Source organism: Acidovorax sp. ACV01 (genome assembly GCF_014851495.1).
In the GTDB taxonomy this organism is placed as follows: Bacteria; Pseudomonadota; Gammaproteobacteria; order Burkholderiales; family Burkholderiaceae_C; genus Acidovorax; species Acidovorax radicis.
Window position 1 is genome coordinate 724,408 of sequence record NZ_JACUZT010000002.1, and the last position, 19,272, is coordinate 743,679.

Annotated in this window: 17 protein-coding genes; 9 read left to right on the forward strand and 8 right to left on the reverse strand. The window is 67.0% G+C overall.

Annotated features, from left to right (window positions below; translation table 11 throughout):
* Nucleotides 1-16 precede the first annotated feature (16 nt).
* From IB243_RS07855 to IB243_RS07875, 5 genes are all read left to right on the forward strand, one after another.
* A complete protein-coding gene (locus tag IB243_RS07855; protein ID WP_192426114.1) occupies nucleotides 17-1,297 on the forward strand; it encodes an L-fuconate dehydratase in 1,281 nt (426 codons plus the stop codon).
* A 25-nt stretch (nucleotides 1,298-1,322) separates the two neighbouring features.
* On the forward strand, nucleotides 1,323-2,099 hold the full coding sequence (locus IB243_RS07860; protein WP_057226933.1) for an SDR family oxidoreductase: 777 nt from the start codon (nucleotides 1,323-1,325) through the stop codon (nucleotides 2,097-2,099).
* A gap of 35 nt (nucleotides 2,100-2,134) precedes the next feature.
* Entirely contained in the window at nucleotides 2,135-2,476 is a 342-nt protein-coding gene (locus IB243_RS07865; RefSeq protein WP_192426116.1) for an L-rhamnose mutarotase, read from the forward strand.
* Between the two features lie 144 nt (nucleotides 2,477-2,620).
* A complete protein-coding gene (locus IB243_RS07870; protein ID WP_192426118.1) occupies nucleotides 2,621-3,685 on the forward strand; it encodes a porin in 1,065 nt (354 codons plus the stop codon).
* Nucleotides 3,686-3,923: 238 nt separating this feature from the next.
* Nucleotides 3,924-5,645, forward strand: a complete 1,722-nt coding sequence (locus tag IB243_RS07875; RefSeq protein WP_370540321.1) for a serine hydrolase — start codon at nucleotides 3,924-3,926, stop codon at nucleotides 5,643-5,645.
* 15 nt (nucleotides 5,646-5,660) lie between these two features.
* Here IB243_RS07875 and IB243_RS07880 read toward each other — a convergent pair whose 3' ends face one another.
* From IB243_RS07880 to gdhA, 5 genes are all read right to left on the reverse strand, one after another.
* Nucleotides 5,661-6,317: an ABC transporter ATP-binding protein gene (locus tag IB243_RS07880; RefSeq protein WP_192426122.1), complete on the reverse strand. Its 657-nt coding sequence runs from the start codon at nucleotides 6,315-6,317 to the stop codon at nucleotides 5,661-5,663.
* Nucleotides 6,314-7,345 (reverse strand): tRNA (adenosine(37)-N6)-dimethylallyltransferase MiaA, encoded by a 1,032-nt coding sequence (miaA, locus tag IB243_RS07885; RefSeq protein WP_192426124.1) that lies wholly within the window; start codon nucleotides 7,343-7,345, stop codon nucleotides 6,314-6,316. The genes IB243_RS07880 and miaA overlap by 4 nt, the downstream gene beginning before the upstream one ends.
* On the reverse strand, nucleotides 7,338-8,579 hold the full coding sequence (locus tag IB243_RS07890; protein ID WP_192426126.1) for a multidrug effflux MFS transporter: 1,242 nt from the start codon (nucleotides 8,577-8,579) through the stop codon (nucleotides 7,338-7,340). Before IB243_RS07890 ends, miaA begins: the two co-directional genes overlap by 8 nt.
* A gap of 144 nt (nucleotides 8,580-8,723) precedes the next feature.
* Nucleotides 8,724-9,557, reverse strand: coding sequence for an alpha/beta hydrolase (locus tag IB243_RS07895; RefSeq protein WP_192426128.1), 834 nt, complete (start codon nucleotides 9,555-9,557; stop codon nucleotides 8,724-8,726).
* A 140-nt stretch (nucleotides 9,558-9,697) separates the two neighbouring features.
* On the reverse strand, nucleotides 9,698-11,041 hold the full coding sequence (gene gdhA / locus IB243_RS07900; RefSeq protein WP_192426130.1) for an NADP-specific glutamate dehydrogenase: 1,344 nt from the start codon (nucleotides 11,039-11,041) through the stop codon (nucleotides 9,698-9,700).
* Between the two features lie 252 nt (nucleotides 11,042-11,293).
* Between gdhA and IB243_RS07905 the strand changes: the two genes are divergently transcribed.
* Together IB243_RS07905 and IB243_RS07910 are read left to right on the forward strand one after the other, a co-directional pair.
* Nucleotides 11,294-12,457, forward strand: coding sequence for a glycerophosphodiester phosphodiesterase (locus IB243_RS07905; protein WP_192426131.1), 1,164 nt, complete (start codon nucleotides 11,294-11,296; stop codon nucleotides 12,455-12,457).
* 213 nt (nucleotides 12,458-12,670) lie between these two features.
* Nucleotides 12,671-12,958: a hypothetical protein gene (locus IB243_RS07910; RefSeq protein ID WP_010463979.1), complete on the forward strand. Its 288-nt coding sequence runs from the start codon at nucleotides 12,671-12,673 to the stop codon at nucleotides 12,956-12,958.
* 82 nt (nucleotides 12,959-13,040) lie between these two features.
* Here IB243_RS07910 and IB243_RS07915 read toward each other — a convergent pair whose 3' ends face one another.
* Entirely contained in the window at nucleotides 13,041-14,096 is a 1,056-nt protein-coding gene (locus tag IB243_RS07915; protein ID WP_192426133.1) for a phosphotransferase enzyme family protein, read from the reverse strand.
* A 112-nt stretch (nucleotides 14,097-14,208) separates the two neighbouring features.
* Nucleotides 14,209-16,260: a DNA mismatch repair endonuclease MutL gene (gene mutL / locus IB243_RS07920; RefSeq protein WP_192426135.1), complete on the reverse strand. Its 2,052-nt coding sequence runs from the start codon at nucleotides 16,258-16,260 to the stop codon at nucleotides 14,209-14,211.
* 110 nt (nucleotides 16,261-16,370) lie between these two features.
* Here mutL and IB243_RS07925 point away from each other — a divergent pair, with 110 nt between their 5' ends.
* Entirely contained in the window at nucleotides 16,371-17,018 is a 648-nt protein-coding gene (locus IB243_RS07925; RefSeq protein WP_010463982.1) for a DedA family protein, read from the forward strand.
* A 111-nt stretch (nucleotides 17,019-17,129) separates the two neighbouring features.
* Here IB243_RS07925 and IB243_RS07930 read toward each other — a convergent pair whose 3' ends face one another.
* Nucleotides 17,130-17,369, reverse strand: coding sequence for a glycine zipper 2TM domain-containing protein (locus IB243_RS07930; RefSeq protein WP_010463983.1), 240 nt, complete (start codon nucleotides 17,367-17,369; stop codon nucleotides 17,130-17,132).
* 297 nt (nucleotides 17,370-17,666) lie between these two features.
* Here IB243_RS07930 and IB243_RS07935 point away from each other — a divergent pair, with 297 nt between their 5' ends.
* Nucleotides 17,667-19,232: a methyl-accepting chemotaxis protein gene (locus IB243_RS07935; protein ID WP_035198212.1), complete on the forward strand. Its 1,566-nt coding sequence runs from the start codon at nucleotides 17,667-17,669 to the stop codon at nucleotides 19,230-19,232.
* Nucleotides 19,233-19,272: the final 40 nt, after the last annotated feature.

The following is a 19,272-nucleotide window of genomic DNA, read 5'->3' on the forward strand; positions in this document are numbered from 1 at the left end:
GCAAAACCACCGAGCTATGACCACCATTCGATCAATGCGCGTCCTGGACGTGCGCTTCCCCACGTCCGCCCACCTCGACGGCTCCGACGCGATGAACCCTGACCCGGACTATTCGGCCGCCTATGTGGTGCTGGAAACGGACCAGCCGGGGCTGGAGGGGCACGGCCTCACGTTCACTATCGGCCGGGGCAACGAGATCTGCTGCGCCGCTATCCGCGCGATGGAGCACTTGGTGGTCGGGCTGGACCTGGCGTGGATCGCCGAGGACATGGGCCGCTTCTGGCGCCATGTCACCTCCGACAGCCAGCTGCGCTGGATCGGCCCTGACAAGGGCGCCATCCATCTGGCCACCGGCGCGGTGGTCAACGCCGCCTGGGACCTGTGGGCCAAGTCGGAGGGCAAGCCGGTGTGGCAACTGGTGGCCGACCTGAGCCCCGAAGAGCTGGTGCGGCTCATCGACTTTCGCTACATCACCGACTGCATCACGCCCGACGAGGCGCTGGCATTGCTGCGCGAACGCGCCGTGGGCCAGGCCGAGCGCCGCGCCGACCTGCTGGCCCATGGCTACCCCAGCTACACCACGTCTGCCGGCTGGCTGGGCTACGACGATGCCAAGCTGCGCCGACTGGCGCAGGAGGCGGTGGATGCCGGTTTTACCCACATCAAGCTCAAGGTGGGGCGTGACCTGCAGGACGACATCCGCCGCGTGCGCGTGGCCCGCGAGGTCCTGGGCCCCGATCGCAAGCTCATGATCGACGCCAACCAGGTGTGGGAGGTGGGCCAGGCCATCGACTGGCTCCAGGAGCTGGCATTCGCCAAGCCCTGGTTCATCGAGGAACCTACCAGCCCCGACGACATCGAGGGCCACCGCCGCATCCGCGAGGCTGTGAAGGATTCGATGCAGGTGGCCACGGGCGAGATGTGCCAGAACCGCATCATGTTCAAGCAGCTCATCATGCGCGGCGCCATCGATGTGGTGCAGATCGACGCCTGCCGCCTGGGCGGCGTGAATGAGGTGCTGGCCGTGATGCTCATGGCCGCCAAGTACGGCCTCAAGGTGTGCCCGCATGCGGGCGGCGTGGGCCTGTGCGAGTACGTGCAGCACCTGTCGATGATCGACTACCTGTGCATCGCAGGCACCAAGGAGGGCCGTGTGATCGAGTACGTGGACCACCTGCACGAGCATTTCGTGGACCCGTGCGTGATCCGCAACGCGGCCTACATGCCGCCGCAGCGTTCTGGCTATTCCATCGAGATGAAGCCCGAGTCGCTGGCCCGCTACGAGCACCGCGGCTGACCCGCACCCACGCCAGGAGCACCGTATGGACCTGCATCTCAAAGACAAGGTGGTCATCGTGACCGGCGGCGGTGCCGGCATCGGCGGCGCCATCAGCCTGCAGCTGGCGCGCGAAGGGGCGGTGCCCGTGATCCTGGGCCGCCACCCATTGGGCGACGACTTTGCCGCCACGCTGCGTGCGCTGTGCCCCACCTTTGCGTTCTTTGCCCTGGAGCTGGGCGACGAAGCAGCCTGCACGGACGCGGTGGCGCAGACGCTGCGCCGGTTCGGCGGCATCGATGGGCTGGTGAACAACGCCGGTGTGAACGATGGGGTGGACCTCGCGGCCGGCACCGCCGCATTCCGCCGGTCGCTGGAGGACAACCTGGTGCACTGCTACTTGATGGCTCACCTGTGCGTGGAATCGCTCCAGCAGCGCCAGGGCGCCATCGTCAACATCTCCTCCAAGACCGCGCTCACGGGCCAGGGCGGCACCAGCGGCTACGTGGCCGCCAAGGCCGCCCAGCTCGGGCTCACGCGGGAGTGGGCTGCAGCGCTGGCGCCGCACGGCGTGCGCGTCAACGCGGTGCTGCCGGCCGAAGTGATGACGCCGCTGTACGAGCGCTGGCTGCAGACGCTGCCCGACCCTGCCACTGCGCTGCAGCGCATCACCGCGCGCATACCGCTCGGGCACCGCATGACGCGGGACCAGGAGATCGCGGACCTGGTGGTCTTTTTGCTGTCGGACCGCTCGTCCCACACCACCGGGCAGTGGCTGCACCCGGACGGGGGCTATACGCACCTCGACCGCGCATTGCCCTGACCCCTGCACTCCTACCTTCAACCCCAGGAAGCCCCATGCGCCACTGCCTGATGCTCGACCTCCAGGACGCCCCCGCCCTGATTGCGCAATACGAGGCGCACCACCGCGCCATCTGGCCCGAGGTGCGGGAGCACCTGCGCGAGCACGGGGTGACGGGCATGGAGATATTTCGCCTGGGCACGCGGCTGTGCATGTTCATGGAGACGGACGACGCGCGCTTTGACGGCAACCGCATGGCACAGGCCGAGGCCCTCGATGCCCGTCTGCAAGCCTGGGAAGCACTGATGTGGCGCTTCCAGGCGCCCACGCCATGGACGCCCGCGGGCCGCAAGTGGATGCCGGCGACGCGCATCTTTGATCTGGCGGCGCAGGGCTAGCCGCTTCTACCGAACGTCAAAAACACCCGTGCGCCGGGCCCCAGCGCACGGGTGGGGCGCCAGCCTGGGCGCACGGTTTGCGGGGCAGACAGCCACCTCTGAACGCATCACGAAGAACTCACCAACGAATGGAGACACACCACCATGAACAGCACATTGAAAAAGACCCTGGCGGTCGCGGCCACGCTGGTGGCTGCGGGCGCATGGCCTCAGCTGGCACAGGCGCAGTCCAGCGTCACCCTCTACGGCCGGGTGGTGGCCGGGGTGGAGCATGTGGACAAGATCGCCAACCCCGCCACAGGCAGCACCGGATCGCTCACGCGGGCGGCGGACAACCAGTGGGGCACCAGCATGCTCGGCTTTAAGGGCACCGAAGACCTGGGTGATGGCCTGAAGGCCGTGTTCCGGCTGGAGGGCGGCTTCAGCGCCCCCAAGGGCGCCACGGGCGATGCCTTCTTCAACCGCCGCAGCTTCGTGGGCCTGTCGAGCCCGGGTTGGGGCACGTTCCAGCTGGGCAAGAACCTGCTCAACAGCAACGATGTCTGGTTTCTGGACCCCACGGGCCAGCAGTTCATGAGCAGCGCCACCCTGGTGCGCGGGCGCAGCTGGCAGGGCGCGAACAATGTGTTCGAGTACACCACGCCGAACTGGGGTGGTTTCACGCTCAATGCCCAGGTGGCCCTGGGCGAGCAGCCTGCATCGGCCACACAGTTGCGCAGCGAGGGGGTGTCTGCGGCCTACGTGGCGGGCGACCTGGAGCTGCGTGCCATCCATACCAGCCGGCGCGACGGCAACGGCCGCCACAGCGACGTCTACAGCTTCTCCAACGAAACCATCGTGGGCGGCACCTACACCGTGGGCAACGCCAAGCTCTTTGCAGCGCTCGACAGCGTCTCGGCCCCCGATGCCGCGGCCGGCACGCCGACCAAGCTGCGCCACGGATGGGTGGGGGTGCGCTACCAGGTCACGCCGCTGCTCACGCTGATCGGGGCGGGCTACCACGTCAGCGCCAACCGGGGCAACGGCAAGGCCACGCTGCTGATGGTGGGCGCAGACTACTACCTGTCCAAGCGGACCTTTGTGTATGCGTCGCTGGGCGGCGTGAGCAACAGCGCATCGGCCAACTATGCTGCAGATGTGACGGTCAACGGACCGGGCGCAGGTGGCTCGCAGCGCGCCATCTACGCGGGCCTGGGGCACTCGTTCTGACACTGCTGATTGCCTGACATGCGAGGCCGCCCTGGCGGCGTTGGGCTGCAGCGCTTGCCGCTGCAGCCTTTTTTTTGACTCCGTCCCGCAGGCCCAGGTGGTGGTGTTTGCCGCTGCGGCAGACCTTCCCTGCGCGCTTTCGCTTTCTTAAGCTGGCCCACAGCCAGCGCGTGCGACCATGCCGTCCTGGCACCCGCGTTGCGGTGCCGTTCAAAAGGGCGATGGCATGGTGTGCACTGTGGAATCCTTTGTCTGGGCGCACAGGGTGGCGTGGCGTGTGTTGGCTGCCGCGTTGGTGTGGGCTGCGTTGGCGGGGCATGCCGGCGCGCAGGCGCCGCAGCCCGCCGACACAGCCACAGCGCCCGCCGCACCAGTGTTGCAACGCAGCTTCGACTGGTCGGGCCCGGCCGACGCCATGGCGGCCGCAGCGCTGGGCACGTGGCGTGGCGCGGCCGAGGTGGGTGTGTGGCACGGTGGCCAGGCACGTTTCGGTACAGCCTACAACCGCGTGGCACGGGCGCCTGCCCAGGCGCTGTTTGAAGTGGGCTCCATCAGCAAGGTGTTCACCGGCCTGCTGCTGGCGCAGGCCGTGGAGCGTGGCGACATGGCGCTGGACGACACGTTGGGCGGGTTGCTCAATGGCTCGCCCGCGCTGGCGCCCGTCTTGCCCGCCCCGGTGGCTGCCATCACCCTGCGCCAGTTGGTCACGCACACCTCGTGCCTGCCACGCTTGCCTGCGGACTTTCGCCGCGACTCGGACGCCGCCAACCCGTACTTGCGGTACGACCGCGCACGGCTGTGGCAGGCGCTGGCCGATGCGCGTCTCGCCCAGTCGCCGCCGTGTGCCGGCGCATACAGCAACCTCGGCTTTGCGGTGCTGGGCGAGCTGCTGGCCCAGCGCTATGGCAAGCCCTGGGCTGCGCTGGTGCAAGAGCGCATCACCGGCCCGCTGGGCATGCACGACACGGTGCAGTCGCTGGGTGACAAGGCGCCGCGCCTGGCTGTGCCGCATGAGGGCGAGACGCCGGTGTCGGTGTGGGAGTTCGATGCGTTCGCCGGTGCGGGCGCCCTGCGCTCCACGGCGGCCGACATGCTGGTGTTCAGCCGCGCGCTGCTGGCCGGCGCGCAAGGGCCTCTGGGCCCCGCGGCCGAGCGCCTGTTCACACCGCTCGCGGACCACGACGGCGGCCAGATCGGCTACGCCATCATGCTGCGCGAACGTGATGGGCTGCGCACCTGGCTGCATGGCGGCGGCACGGGGGGCTTTCGCAGCGTATGGCTGCTGGCACCCGACCGGGGCGAAGCGGTGATTGCCCTCGTGGCCAACGCCCAGGCCGCGCAGCAGGATGTGATGACCCCGCTGCTGGCGCAGCGCTACCCCGTGCCGCCCGGCCAGCCCGCCACCGATGCAGCTGCATTGGCACCGTACGAAGGGGTTTACCGCGCGTCGCCTGCGGTGGCCCTGAGCCTGGCCCTGGTGGATGGTCAACTTCAGCTTCGGCCCACGGGCGGTGTGTTCGAGCCGCTGCAGGTGCTGGGGACCGACGCCTTCACACAGCCCGCATCGGGCCGGCAGCTGCGCTTTGAGCGCGACAAGGAAGGGCGGCCCGCGGTGCTGCGCTACACGCGCTTTGGCGCGCGCTTGACGGCCCTGCGTGTAAAGGAGCCCGTGCTGGGCCTCGCGCCGCCACAGTCCGACGAGGTGCTGGCTCCGTACCTGGGCCGCTATCGCCTGCGCGGCGGCACTGTGATGGATGTGCAGGCCACCAGTGGCCGCCTGCAGGTGCGCCTGGGCTCTCAACCGCGCTACACCGTCTACCCGCTGCCTGGGCAGCGCGACCGGTTTGCGTACGACGCGGTGCGGGCGGAGCTGGAGTTTGAGCGTTATTCCAGCGGCGAGGTGCGTGCCGTGGTGCTGCACCAGAACGGGCACTTCCGCGCGCCGCGCCTCGAACCGTGATGCGGGTGTTGCGGGTCAGCCGCCCGCACTGATGCCGTCGCTGCGCAGCCGCAGTACCCGGTCGGCCCGGGCGGCAGCGGCGTCTGAATGCGTGACCAGCACCAGCGACGCGCCGTGCTCGCGTGTCTGCGCCAGCAGCAGGTCCATCACGCGGGCTGCGGTGGTGGGGTCGAGGTTGCCGGTGGGCTCGTCCGCCAGCAGCAGGGCAGGGCGGTGGACCAGCGCACGGGCGATGGCCACGCGCTGCAGCTGCCCGCCGCTGAGCTGCTGGGGCAGCCGCGCGCCCAGTGCGCCCATGTCCACGGCGTCCAGCATCTGCTGCACGCGCGCCGGTTCGTTCTGGCCCAGCAGCATCAGCGGCAGGGCCACGTTCTGCGCCACGTCCAGGTGCGGCAGCACATGGAAGGCCTGAAAGACAAAACCCACATGGGCACGGCGCCACAGGGCGCGCTCTGTGTCGCCCAACTGGCCCAGGTCGGTGGTGCCATGGGTGATGCGGCCGGTGTCCCAGGTGTCCAGCCCGGCCAGGCAGTTGAGCAGGGTGGACTTGCCCACGCCCGAGTCGCCCACGATGGCCACGAATTCACCCGGTTCCACGGTGAACTGCACGTTGGAAAACACCGGTGTTTCGCCGTAGTGTTTGCCCAGCTGTTCGGTGCACAGCAGCGTCATGGGGTGGTCTGCTCTTGCTGATCCGGCCGCTGCTGCAGCCGCTGCAGCACGGCCTGCACGAGCTGGGCCACGGCGTGGGGCTGGTCGCAGGCGATGGCGTGGCGCCCCGGCATGCTGCGCAGCCAGGTGATCTGGCGCTTGGCGAGCTGGCGTGTGGCGGCAATGCCGCGCTCGCGCAGCAGGCCCATGTTGAGCGGTGTGCCCGGTGCGCGCGTGGCCTGGAAGTCCAGCTCTTCCCACGCCTGGCGGTAGCCCACGCAGCGCATGGAGGGCAGGTCGGGGTGCAGGTCGCCGCGCGCGCGCAGGGCCAGCACTTCGTCGATGAAGCCGCTGGCCAGCATGGCGTCAAAACGCTGGGCAATGCGGCCGTGCAGCCAGGCCCGATCGTCAGGTTCCAAGGAAAATAGGGCTTCTGCGCTTATTCCGTCTGCGCTGGTAGCTATCTTTTTTATAGTGTGAAAGCTCGACAGTGGTTGACCCGATACCTGCCAAACCTCCAGCGCGCGCTGGATGCGCTGGCTGTCGGCCGGTGCCAGCCGGGCGGCCGTCACAGGGTCTACGCGCGCCAGTTCGGCATGCAATGCGGGCCAGCCCTGCTCGGCCGCCTGGGCTTCGAGCCGTGCGCGCACGGCAGGGTCTGCGGCGGGCATGTCGTCGATGCCGTCAAACAGCGCCTTGAAGTACAGCATGGTGCCGCCCACCAGCAGCGGCAGCGCGCCGCGCGCGCGAATCTCTGCGATGAGTCGCGTGGCGTCCTGAACGAACTCCGCCGCACTGTAGGCCTGCAAAGGGTCGCGGATGTCGATGAGGTGGTGCGGCACGGCGGCCAGTTCGTCGGGTGTGGGCTTGGCGGTGCCGATGTCCATGCCTCGGTACACGAGCGCCGAGTCCACGCTGATGATCTCCACCGGCGTGCCCTGCTTGCCCAGCACGGCGGCCAGTGCGAGGGCACCGGCCGTCTTGCCCGAGGCCGTGGGGCCTGCCAGGGCGATGGCGGGCAGAGTGTTGTGCAACAAGGGCTCAGGCATGCTCACGCGGCGCTCCGAACTTCTGCACCAGCGTCCACGAGATGAGGGCGAGCACCACCGACCAGAACCAGATGCCGTTGACCAGCGGCCACACCGTGCCATCCAGGCGCATGCCCAGCCAGCCACCGATTCCGAACGCGGCCAGCATCATCATGAAGCCGTTGAGTGCGGAGGCCACGCCGGCTGCCTTGGGAAACGGCCCCACCGCCCCGCTTTGCCCGCAGGGCTGGTGGATGCCGTGGCCCAGCATGAACAGGTAGAACGGCAGCAGCAGCGCCCAGGGCTGGTGCCAGCCCATGAAGGCCACGGCGGCCATCAGCGTGCCGCCGCTTGCGCTCAGCGCGCCAGCAATGGCCACCGTGCGCAGCAGGCCCTGGCGTACCAGCAGGCGCCGGCACAGGAAAGTGCCCGCGAGGTACGCCACGCAGGCCGACGCCATCGTCCACCCGAACTGCGTGCGCGTGAGACCCAGCACGTCGATGAAGACAAACGAGGACGCGGCCAGAAAGGTGAACAGCCCGCCATAGGTGGCTGTGGTCTGCAGCGAGAACGCCCAGAATGTGGGGCTGCGCAAAACCTGCATCCAGGTGCCGACCAGGGCGCGGGGCTGCAGGGCTTTGGGGTTGCGGTGCGCCAGGGTCTCGGGCAAACGCAGCGCCACCAGCGCCAGCGTGGCCACGGCATACACCGTGAGCGCCATCAGCGCCGCGCGCCAGCCGAGCCACTCGCTCAGCACCCCACCCAGTGGTGCGCAGATGCACGCCACGACGCCGAGGCCGGTGAGCGCCTTGGACATGGCGCGTGCGCCATCGAGCGGGGTGTACAGGTCGCGCACGATGGCCCGGGCGCACATCACCACCGCGCCCATGGCGGCGCCTTGGGCAATGCGCCACACGATGAGCAGCGCCATGGTGGGCGCAAACGCGCTGCCCAGCGAGGCCACGGTGTAGATGCCCAGCCCGGCCAGCAGGATGGGGCGGCGGCCAAAGCGGTCCGACAGCGGCCCCCACACCATTTGCGAGCAGCCAAACGCCAGCAGCAGCCCGCTGAGCGTGAGCTGTGCCGCTGCCATCTGCGCGCCTAGACTGCGCGTGAGGGCGGGCAATGCGGGCAGGTACAGGTCGGTGGTGACAGGCTGGATGGAGAGCAGCATGGCCAGCACCAGGATGGCCATGCCGGGCTGGATGGAGGCAGAAGCAGCCGCAGGCACGGCGGTGGCGGAGGGGGCAGACATATCTGTCTGAGGGTACCAGATGGGGCGTGCGGGCCGGTGCCAGCGGGACCTGTGCGCAGTGGTGCGCATTTGCGCCACATCAACGCGGCGGGACGGGGGCTTCGCACGCCGCCAGCGGCGCGTGCCACCGGGGAGCGGCAGGGCCTACTTCAGCTTGAAAAGCGAGGCCATTGCCTCGCGATAGAGGCCCTGGCCCACCGAATTGGTGTTGTGGTGCGAGCCCCCTTCGACCAGGATGAATTGTTTGGGCTCCTGCGCCGCCTCGAACAGCTTGCGGCCCAGGGCGGGCTGGATCAGGCTGTCCTGGCTGCCATGCACCACCAGTAGGGGCGAGCCGATCTCGGCCACCTTGCGGACGGATTCGAACCGCTGCGTGATCAGGCCCGACACCGGCAACCAGCCCCATTTGAAGGTGCTGACCACCTCGGGGATGCTGGTGAACGTGCCTTCCACCATGGTGCCCTGTTCGTCGGGCACCTGGCGGGCCAGGTCGATGGCAATGGCACCCCCCAGCGAGTGGCCGAAGATGTAGCGGGCCTTGCCCGGTTGCTGCTGGCCCAGCCAGTCCCACGCTGCGCGGGCGTCTTCTCCGGCGGTCGCCTCGGACGGCAGCGCGGCGCTGCTCTGGCCAAAACCCCGGTAGTCGATGGCCAGCACCGAAAAGCCCAGCTCCTGCATGCGCCGGATGCGGCCGGACGAGCCCGCCACGTTCCAGCGCGCGCCATGCAGGTACAGCAGCACGGGCGCATCGGCACGTTCATGGGCCAGCCACAGGCCATGCAAGCGCTCGGCCTTGCCGCTGGCATCGGACTGGAAGTCGATCCAGACATCCTGCATGTCTGCGGTGGACTGCGCGCCACCCCAGCTGCGGTCGCTGGGCTGGAAGATCCACTCGCGCTGCTTGGCGTCGAGAGTGGCGCAACCCGCCGTCACGGCGATGGCCAAGGTCAGGGAAACCAGGAGGGGGGTGCGCTTCATGGTGGAGACAGACTCGGCTTCGCGTCAGAAAGTTCTGACCAGCGAAGCAGGGTTTGTGCCCATTGCGTGCAAATGGGACGAAATGGCGGGTAACGCGCCTTCTTGTCCCATCTTCGGGCGCCTTGCCTTCGGGACCGGGGTTACACCACGCCTTGCGCCAGCATGGCGTCGGCCACCTTCACAAAACCTGCGATGTTGGCGCCGTCCACATAGCTCACCGTGCCGTCGCTGCGCTTGCCATAGCGCAGGCAGGCAGCGTGGATGCCCTGCATGATCTGCAGCAGGCGCGCATCCACCTCTGCGCGCGGCCAGGACAGGCGGGCGGCGTTCTGGCTCATCTCCAGGCCCGAGGTGGCCACACCGCCTGCGTTGCTGGCCTTGCCCGGCGCGTACAGCACGCCCGCAGCCTCAAAGGCCTTGGCCGCCTCGATGGTGGAAGGCATGTTGGCGCCCTCGGCCACGCAGACCACCCCGTTCTTGATCAGCACCGCAGCGTCGTTCGCGTCCAGCTCGTTCTGGGTGGCACAGGGCAGGGCCACGTCCACCGGCACATGCCAGGGGCGCACACCGGCTTCAAATTGGACCCCGGTCCGCGCCGCGTAGTCGCTCACGCGGCCGTAGAGGTGGTTTTTCACCTCCATCAGCTCGGCCAGCTTGGCGGGGGTGAATCCGTCCTCGTCCACGACGGTGCCGCTCGAATCCGACACCGTGACCACCTTGGCGCCCAGCTGCAAAGCCTTTTCCACGGCGTATTGCGCCACATTGCCCGAGCCGGAGACCGATACGCGCAGGCCATCCAGTGACCGGCCGGTGGACTTGAGCATCTCTTGCGCAAAGTACACCGTGCCGTAGCCGGTGGCTTCAGGCCGGATCAGCGAGCCGCCAAACGACAGCCCCTTGCCGGTGAACACGCAGTCCGCCCGGTTACTGAGCTTTTTCATCATGCCGGCCATGAACCCCACCTCGCGGCCCCCCACGCCAATGTCGCCTGCGGGCACGTCCGTGTCGGCACCCACATGGCGAAACAGCTCGGACACAAAGGCCTGGCAAAAGCGCATGACCTCGCCAGGACTCTTGCCCTTGGGGTCGAAGTCGGAGCCGCCCTTGCCGCCGCCCATGGGCAGCGTGGTCAGGGCGTTCTTGAAGGTCTGCTCGAATGCCAGGAACTTCAGCACCGACAGGTTGACCGATGGATGGAACCGGATGCCGCCCTTGTAGGGGCCAATGGCCATGCTGTGCTGGATGCGGTAGCCCCGGTTGACCTGCACGCTGCCATGGTCGTCCACCCAAGAGACGCGGAACATGACGATGCGCTCGGGCTCCACCAGGCGCTCCAGCAGGCCGTGTTCGGCATAGCGGGGGTGTTCTTCGATGAAGGGCCACAGGCTTTCCATCACCTCGGTGACAGCTTGCAGAAACTCGGGCTGTCCCGGGTTGCGAAGGGCGACGTGCGAAAGGAAGCTGCCTGCGGACGCGTGTTTCATGTTTCAAAGGACTTTCAGAAGATCAAGGGCGGTGGCACGCCATGGCGCGCTGCAACATCGAATTATGTTCAAAAGTTATACGTTTATGCGTATGCCTCTGCACAATGGTGGGGAATGTGGCGAGACAGTTGCCACTTTCTGGTGCGGATGGTGGGTGGCACGGCCTGTCACCGGTTCGCAATAGGGGCGTCACGGCCTTGTCACAGGCCGAGCCCACAGTTCGGCGGTTCTAAACACAACGAGGAGAAGAGCATGCACATTTCTGGTGCGAAGTTGGGTGCGCTGGCCTTGCTGGCCACGCTGGCAGCTTGTGGAGGCAACGATGACAACCCCTATCCCACTTTGAATGGCGACAAGCCGCTGGTGATTGGCCACCGTGGTGCTGCCGGTTACCTGCCCGACCACACCCTGGAGGGCTACAAGCGGGCCATCGAGATGGGCGCCGATTTCATCGAACCCGACCTGGTGGCCACCAAGGACGGCGTGTTGATTGCCCGCCACGAGCCCAACATCACCGGTACCACCGACGTGTCCACGCGCGCCGAATTTGCGAGCCGCAAGACCAAGAAAATGGTGGACGGCGTGGAAGAGGAGGGCTGGTTTGTTTCTGACTTCACCCTGGCCGAAATCAAGACCCTGCGAGCCGTGCAGCCCCTGGCCGACCGCGACCAGTCGCACAACGGCAAGTACCAGATCCCCACTCTGGAAGAAGTGCTGGACCTCGCCAAGAGCGAAGGCGCCAAGGCCGGCCGCAGCGTGGGCGTGTACCCGGAGACCAAGCACCCCACCTTCCATTCAAAACTGGGCCTGCCGCTGGAAGACCGACTGCTGGCCGTCCTGGCCAAGTACGGTTACACCACCAAGGCATCGCCGGTGATCGTGCAATCGTTCGAGGTATCCAACCTCAAGTACCTGCGCACCAAGACGCAGATCCGCCTGGTGCAACTGGTGGACGCGAACGATGTGAACCCCGACGGCAGCATGGACCTGACCGCACCCTACGACAAACCGTACGACTTTGCCGTGGCCGGCGACACGCGCACCTTCGCAAGCCTGCTGACGCCAGCGGGCCTCAAGGAAGTCAAGACCTATGCCGACGGCATTGGCCCCTGGAAGCCCTACCTCATCCCCTCCAAGCAGGTGGATGCCAACAAGGACGGCAAGGCCGACGACCTCAATGGTGACGGCAAGATCGACGAGCGCGACCGCGTGATGATGCCCGCCACCGATGTGGTGAAAAACGCCCACGCCGCAGGCCTGCTGGTGCACCCCTACACTTTCCGCAGCGAGGCCAAACGCCTGGCCTCGGACTTCAAGGGCGACCCCAAGGCCGAATACAAGCTGTTCTACCAACTGGGCGTGGACGGCGTGTTCAGCGACTTCCCCGATACCGCCAAGGCAGCGCGCGACAACTGAGCGACCTGAGGTGTGCGCCCGCGCGCATCCGATCCAAAAAAGCCTGCACCTGCAGGCTTTTTTTGTTTCCTCGGGGCCATGGCTTGGCCCCGCGCCGCGTATGGCACCTTCGCGCCGGATCGGGCCACAATGTGGCCGGTGCGGAGGCATCGCTGTCCTGCGCCTTCCGTGGGTTTGCTTCTTTCCACCCTTTGATTGATGAATGGCACCGCTATGTCCACAACTCCGATCTTCCGCACCACGTTGCGCTCCCTGGCCGTCACAGTGGCTGCGCTGGTCTTTACCAGTTCTGCCTTGGCGGCCGATGTCCTGCAGGGCATTGAGAAGCTGTTGGCCGACGCCCAGCAGCAGCGGCACAGCGTCACCCTGTATGTGGGCGGCCAGTCGGTGGGCGGCGCTGTCACGCGCCTGGAGCCCGGCCAATGGGTGGAGTTGCGCAACCAGCAGTTTGGCCGGATCCTGGTGCGGCTTGACCGCATCGACGCCGTGGCCACCCAATGAATGAAGGCGCGTTGCAGGGTGGCCGGGCCAGCGTGCCGTCCGGCGGCCATGCGCGCGCAGCACTTCCTCCCAGCCCGTGGGATCAGGCCGCTGCCGGTGCTCCCCCGATGTTGCCGTCGGCCAGGGGCATGTCCATCCAGGCCCGCATGAGTGGGACCTGTTTGCGCAGCCAGTGGGTGGGCATCGCCTGCGTACCCCACACAGGAATGCGCCCCGCGTATTCGCCCATCACCCAGAACTGCCGCACCGCAAGGCAGGGTGCAATGGCCGCCAGGTCCACCTCTGGCACTGCGCGCACGCCGGTGTAGCCGGCCAGATAGCGGCGCCAGCGCTCCTGCGTGGCGGCCGATGTGGGGGTTTCCAGGCTGCGCGGCAGCAGCACCCACAGGTACACGCTCAACTCGTAGGCCAGCAGGCCCGGGCCGGTGTCGTCAAAGTCAAAGAACGCGGCCACACGGCGGCCTTCGCCTGTGCCATGCGGCCCGTCGGACATGAAGTTGTTGCTGCCGTGGCAGTCGCCATGGCAACGCACGTGGGTCAGGCCGTGCAGTGTGGCAAAGCGTTCGTGCAGATCACGGGCCAGTGCAGAAAACTCGCGCGCCAGCGGCCCGTCCACCGTGGGCGCTTGCAGCATCCGCTCCAACGATGCGTCCAGCAGTTCGGGCAGATCCAGCACGTAGCGGCTTGCCGGGCCCGCGTAGTCCTGTGCTGCGGTGTGCAACTGCGCCAGCCCCCGGCCGGTGGCTTCGATGTCCACCAGCGATTCGCCGGGAGGATTGCCCGGCAGAAAGTCAAACAGCATCAGGGTGCGCGGCCCCTCGGGCAAGCTGAGTACCAGGCTGAATGTTCCATCTCCTGCAGCCAACGGCGCTGCCACTGGAATGCCCCGGGCTTGCAGGTGCAGGAGCAGGGCGGTTTCGTACGCGAGGTTGGGCTCGCCGCGCGGCCTCTCGGCGCTCAGGCGCGCGATGGTGTGGCGGCCACTATCAAAGTGCAGCTCGTACACCTGGTTGAAGCCGCGCCGCATCAGCACGCAGTGTTTTACGGGCCCGAGCGCCCAGAAGGACACGACGGCCTGCGCAATGGCCTCGCCCGTGGGTGTGGTCTGCGCGATGGATTGGGCGTTGAGTGCAAACATGAAAGGGCCAGCCAGAGGTGTGGGGCGGCCGATTCTGCCCGTGTCTGCGTCTTTGGAGCTTAACGCCAGCCAAAGGCTGGGATGGGCTCAACCGGTGGTGGTCGGGTGCCCGTTAACGGCCGCGCAAAAACAACCCATCCAGCTCCTTCATCGACAGCTGCCGCCACGTCGGCCTTCCGTGGTTGCACTGGTCCGACCGGTCCGTGGTTTCCATTTGCCGCAGCAGGGCATTCATCTCGTCGATGGTGAGCTTGCGGTTGGCGCGCACGGCGCCGTGGCAAGCCATGGTGCCCAGGATTTCATTGCGGGCGCGTTGCACCACCGTGGTGGCGTCGTGTGCGGCCAATTCGGCGAGCACGCTGCGGGCCAGTTCCACGGGGTCGCCCTGGGCCAGCGTGGTGGGCACGGCGCGCACGGCCAGGGTTTTGGGGGAGAAAGGCACGACCTCCAGGCCCAGCGTGGCCAGCACCTCGGCCGACTCTTCGGCGGTAGCCACTTCCTGCGGGGTGGCGGCAAAGGTGGCGGGGATCAGCAGGGGCTGGCTCGCAATGCGGGCGCCGCTGTCCACCTGGGATTTCAGGCGCTCGTAGACGATGCGTTCGTGCGCGGCGTGCATGTCCACGATGACCATGCCTTGGGCGTTTTCAGCCAGGATGTACACACCGTGCAACTGGGCCACGGCCTTGCCCAGCGGCCAGGCGATGTCGTTGCCGCCCTGGCCCTGGGGCCAGGCGGCTTCATGTCCGGTATTGTTGCTGGGCCAGGCCACAGCGCCTGCTGCGGCAGGGGGGATAGACGAGGCGGGCGCAAAGGGCTGCGGCATGGCGTCTGCCTCAGTGGTGTTGGCCGCAGTGCCCCAGTTCACGAAGGGTGCAGTGGGGCCAGAAGGCACGGTGGCTGCGTTGTCTTTCCGGGGCCCCCACAGGGCCTGCAGGTCGGCCACATGGTGGCCACGTTCTTCAAATTTGATAGCTGCTTGCGCTTGCCAGTTGTGCGCCAGGGGCTGATTGGGCTTGAAATTTTCGATGCTGCCCTGTGCCGAGGAGCCTGTGTCTGCTGATGCGCCAGCCCCTGCTGCCGCCAGCGCAGCGGCGCGCGGCGCGGCCAGCGCGTTTTCCACGGCGTGGCGCACGGCCTGGTGCACCTCGCGGCTGTCCCGAAAGCGCACTTCGATCTTGGTGGGGTGCACGTTCACGTCCACGCGGGCCGGGTCGATCTCGACATACAGCGCATAAATGGGCTGCTTGTGGCCGTGCAGCACGTCTTCATACGCGCTGCGGGCGGCGTGGGTGAGCACCTTGTCGCGCACGAAGCGGCCGTTGACGTAGCAATACTGGTGGTCGGGGCGCGAGCGGGCGGCGTCGGGCAGGCCTGCGCGGCCGGTCACGATGACAGGGCCCACGCGGTGCTGTACGGCGATCGATTGCGTGACGAAGTCTTCGCCCAGCACGTCCGAGAGGCGGCGGGCCAGCGCATCCTGCACGGCGTCGGCGGTGCCTTGGCCAGGAATGAAAGTCGCGCGCCATTGCTCCACCAGCTTGCCTTCGTGCCAGATGGCAAAGCCCACATCGGGCCGCGCCAGGGCATGGCGGCGCACCGATTCAATGCAGTGCGCCAATTCGGTGGCGTCGGTCTTCAAGAACTTGCGGCGCGCCGGGGTGGAGAAGAACAGTTCCTTCACCTCCACCGTCGTGCCGGTGCTGCGTGCGGCGGGGCGCAGTTCGCCGCTGCGGGCGTCCAGCAGGAACGCGCTGGCCTGTGCGGCCGGGCGTGAGAGCAGGGCCATCTCCGACACCGAGGCAATAGCCGCCAGCGCCTCGCCCCGAAAGCCCATGGTGGCCACGGTTTCCAGGTCGTTCAGGTTGGTGATCTTGCTGGTGGCATGGCGGCGCAGGGCCACGGGCAGCTCTTCGTGTGGAATGCCGCCGCCATCGTCTTCCACGGTGATAAGCCGCACGCCGCCGGCCGACAGGCGCACGGTGATCTGCGTGGCGCCCGCATCGAGCGCGTTGTCCACCAGCTCGCGCACCACCGAGGCGGGGCGTTCCACCACTTCGCCCGCAGCAATCTGGCTGATCAGCTCGTCGGGCAGGTCGCGGATGGGGCGGCGGGTGGCGGGTGGGGCAGGCTGTGCCGCAGCGAGGGTGGGGATGGTGTCGTTCACCCGGCAGATTTTAGGGCGAGGGCTGCGCAGGGGCATCGGTCGATGGGAATCGACCGATGGGGATAATGCCCGCAACTTTTTTAACGTCCGGTGCCCCCACCGGCTACCCCATGGAACTGGTCACTTTTCTGATCGACTTCATCCTGCATGTCGACAAGTACCTCGAAGCCTTCGTGCAAACCTACGGTGCCTGGGTGTACGCGCTGTTGTTCCTGATCGTGTTCGTCGAAACCGGCGTGGTGGTCATGCCTTTTCTGCCGGGCGACTCGCTGCTGTTCATCGTGGGCGCGCTCTGCGGCGCGGGGATGATGAGTTTTCCGCTGGCCTGCGCGGTGCTCATTGCGGCGGCCATTCTGGGGGACCAGTGCAACTATTCGATTGGTCGCTTCTTTGGCCCCAAGGTGTTCCAGTGGGAGGATTCGCGCTGGTTCAACCGACGCGCTTTCAACCAGGCGCACGAGTTCTATGAGCGGTATGGTGGCATCACCATCATCCTGGCGCGTTTCATGCCCTTCATCCGCACGTTTGCGCCTTTTGTGGCGGGTGTGGCCGAGATGGGGCGGGCCAAGTTCACGGCGTTCAATGTGGGTGGCGCGCTGCTGTGGGTGCTGGGCATTGCCACGGCGGGCTACTTCTTTGGCAACTTTGCCTGGGTCAAGGAGAACCTGGACAAGATCATCTGGGCGATGATTTTTGTGCCCGGCCTGATCGCTATTTTCGGCGCATGGCGTGCTGGGCGGCAGGCCAAGGCGGCCTGAGGCAATCATTTCATGGTTGCTATCAAAAAAGAGCTGCTGGCGCTTGTTGAATAAGCGCTAGCAGCTCTTTTTATGCCAGATTCCCGTGGGGATCCGGCACGGAGGGTGGGATCAACGGCGATAAGGCCTGCGCTGATCGCGGTCTTCGCCGATTTCGTGGCCGATGAGGGCGCCAGCTGCTGCCCCGCCTATGGTGCCCACCGGGCCGCCAAAGATGGCGTTGCCGGCCACACCACCGACCACGGCGCCGACACCGGTGCCGACCTGGGCGTTCGACGGATTCGAAGCGCAACCACCCAGAGCAAGGGCTGCAGTGCAGGTGGTCGCAAGAAGGATGTGACGGATTTTCATGGCAGGAGTCCTTTGTGAATGGATTCAGGCCTTGGCTCCCAGCAGCGGTTGCGTCTGGGCTCGACCTGTGGTTTCACTATCCATCCGGCGCCTGCCGTCTGGCGTAGGCACCCTTGGCATGCGCCTGTAGGACATGGGGCTTTCTGAGATCACTGTTTCCTCCTGCGTCGGGCCACCGCCGGGGCGATGGTGGGTCTCCATGGATCAGGGTTTACGTGGCGTGTGGGGTGGTTGCCAACGGGCGGGCACCGGCAGATCATTTCCTGTGTAAACCCATTACTCATACAAGGGGACACCATGGACCAGCAATCACGGCGGATGGGCGCGCAGCTGACGGTGGCGCAACAGATCGGGTTGATTGTGGGGGTGGCTGTGCTGGCGCTCGTGCTCATCCTGGCGTTGAGCCTGGTGCGGGTGCAGCATCTGGGCAGGACGGTGGACGGCCTGGCCACCGAGCAGGTCGAGCGGCTGCAACTGGCCCTGCGCTGGCGCAGCAACATTGCCGTCAACGCCACCCGGGTGTTCTCCATCGTGCAGACCGAGGGGGACGACCTGCAGAACTACTTCAAGGACATGATGGCGGCGACCACGGCCGACACCAGCACGGTGCAAAAGCGCTACACCGAGCTGGAGAACAGCCCTGAAGGGTTGCGCATCCAGGAGGAGCTTGCCGCCGTGCGCAAGAACTACCTGGAAACCCGCGACAAATCCCTGGCACTCAAGAAAGCGGGCGACATGGCGCAAGCCAAGAGCTACGCCCTGGGGACGTTTGCGCCCGTGCTGAACCAGTACAACGCCGTGGCCGACAAGATGGTGAGCTACCAGGTGCAGCGTTCGGGCGAACAGGCGTCCGAGGCGGCTGCGCTCATCCAGTCCTACCGCATGGCGGTGCTGTCGGCGGGCGTGGCGGGGCTGGCGCTGCTGGTGGTGTTGTCGTGGGTGGTGGTGCGGCGCATCCGCCGCTCGCTGGGCGAGGTCAGTGCGGTGGCGCAGCGCATTGGCGGGGGCGATCTGTCGCAGCCCATCCATGCCAGCGGGCGTGGCGAGGTGGCCGAGATGATGCGGGCGATGGAGGCCATGCAGACCTCGCTGGTACGCATCGTGGGCGACGTGCGCCACAGCAGCGACTCCATCGCCACCGGCTCCAGCGAGATCGCCTCGGGCAATGCCGACCTGAGCCAGCGCACCGAGGAGCAGGCCAGCAACCTGGAGCAGACCGCCGCCTCGATGGAAGAGATCACCAGCACCGTGAAGAACAACTCCGACACTGCGCAGCGCGCCGCCGTGCTGGCGGGCTCCGCTTCGGCTGCGGCCGTGAAGGGCGGTGAGGTGGTGGGCCAGGTGGTGGCCACGATGCAGGACATCTCGGCCGCGTCGCGCAAGATCACCGACATCATCGCGGTGATCGACGGCATTGCGTTCCAGACGAATATCCTGGCGCTCAATGCTGCGGTGGAAGCCGCCCGCGCGGGCGAGCAGGGCCGGGGTTTTGCCGTGGTGGCCAGCGAAGTGCGCAGCCTGGCCCAGCGCTCTGCCTCTGCGGCCCGGGAGATCAAGGCACTGATCAGCGACAGCGTGCACAAGGTGGAAAACGGCACCCAGCTGGTGGGCGACGCCGGGCGCAGCATGGAAGACATCGTCACGCAGGTCAAACGCGTGAGCGATCTGATTGGCGAAATCTCGAGCGCCACGGGCGAGCAGACCATCGGCATCAGCCAGGTGGGCGAGGCCGTGACGCAGCTTGATCAGGTCACTCAGCAGAACGCGGCGCTCGTGGAGCAGAGCGCCGCTGCGGCCGACAGCCTCAAACACCAGGCCGCGCGGCTGGCTGAAATTGTGAGCGTGTTCCGGCTGGGGCGCTGACCGGACGCGGCCTGGAAATCCTGTTTACGGTCGCCCCTGC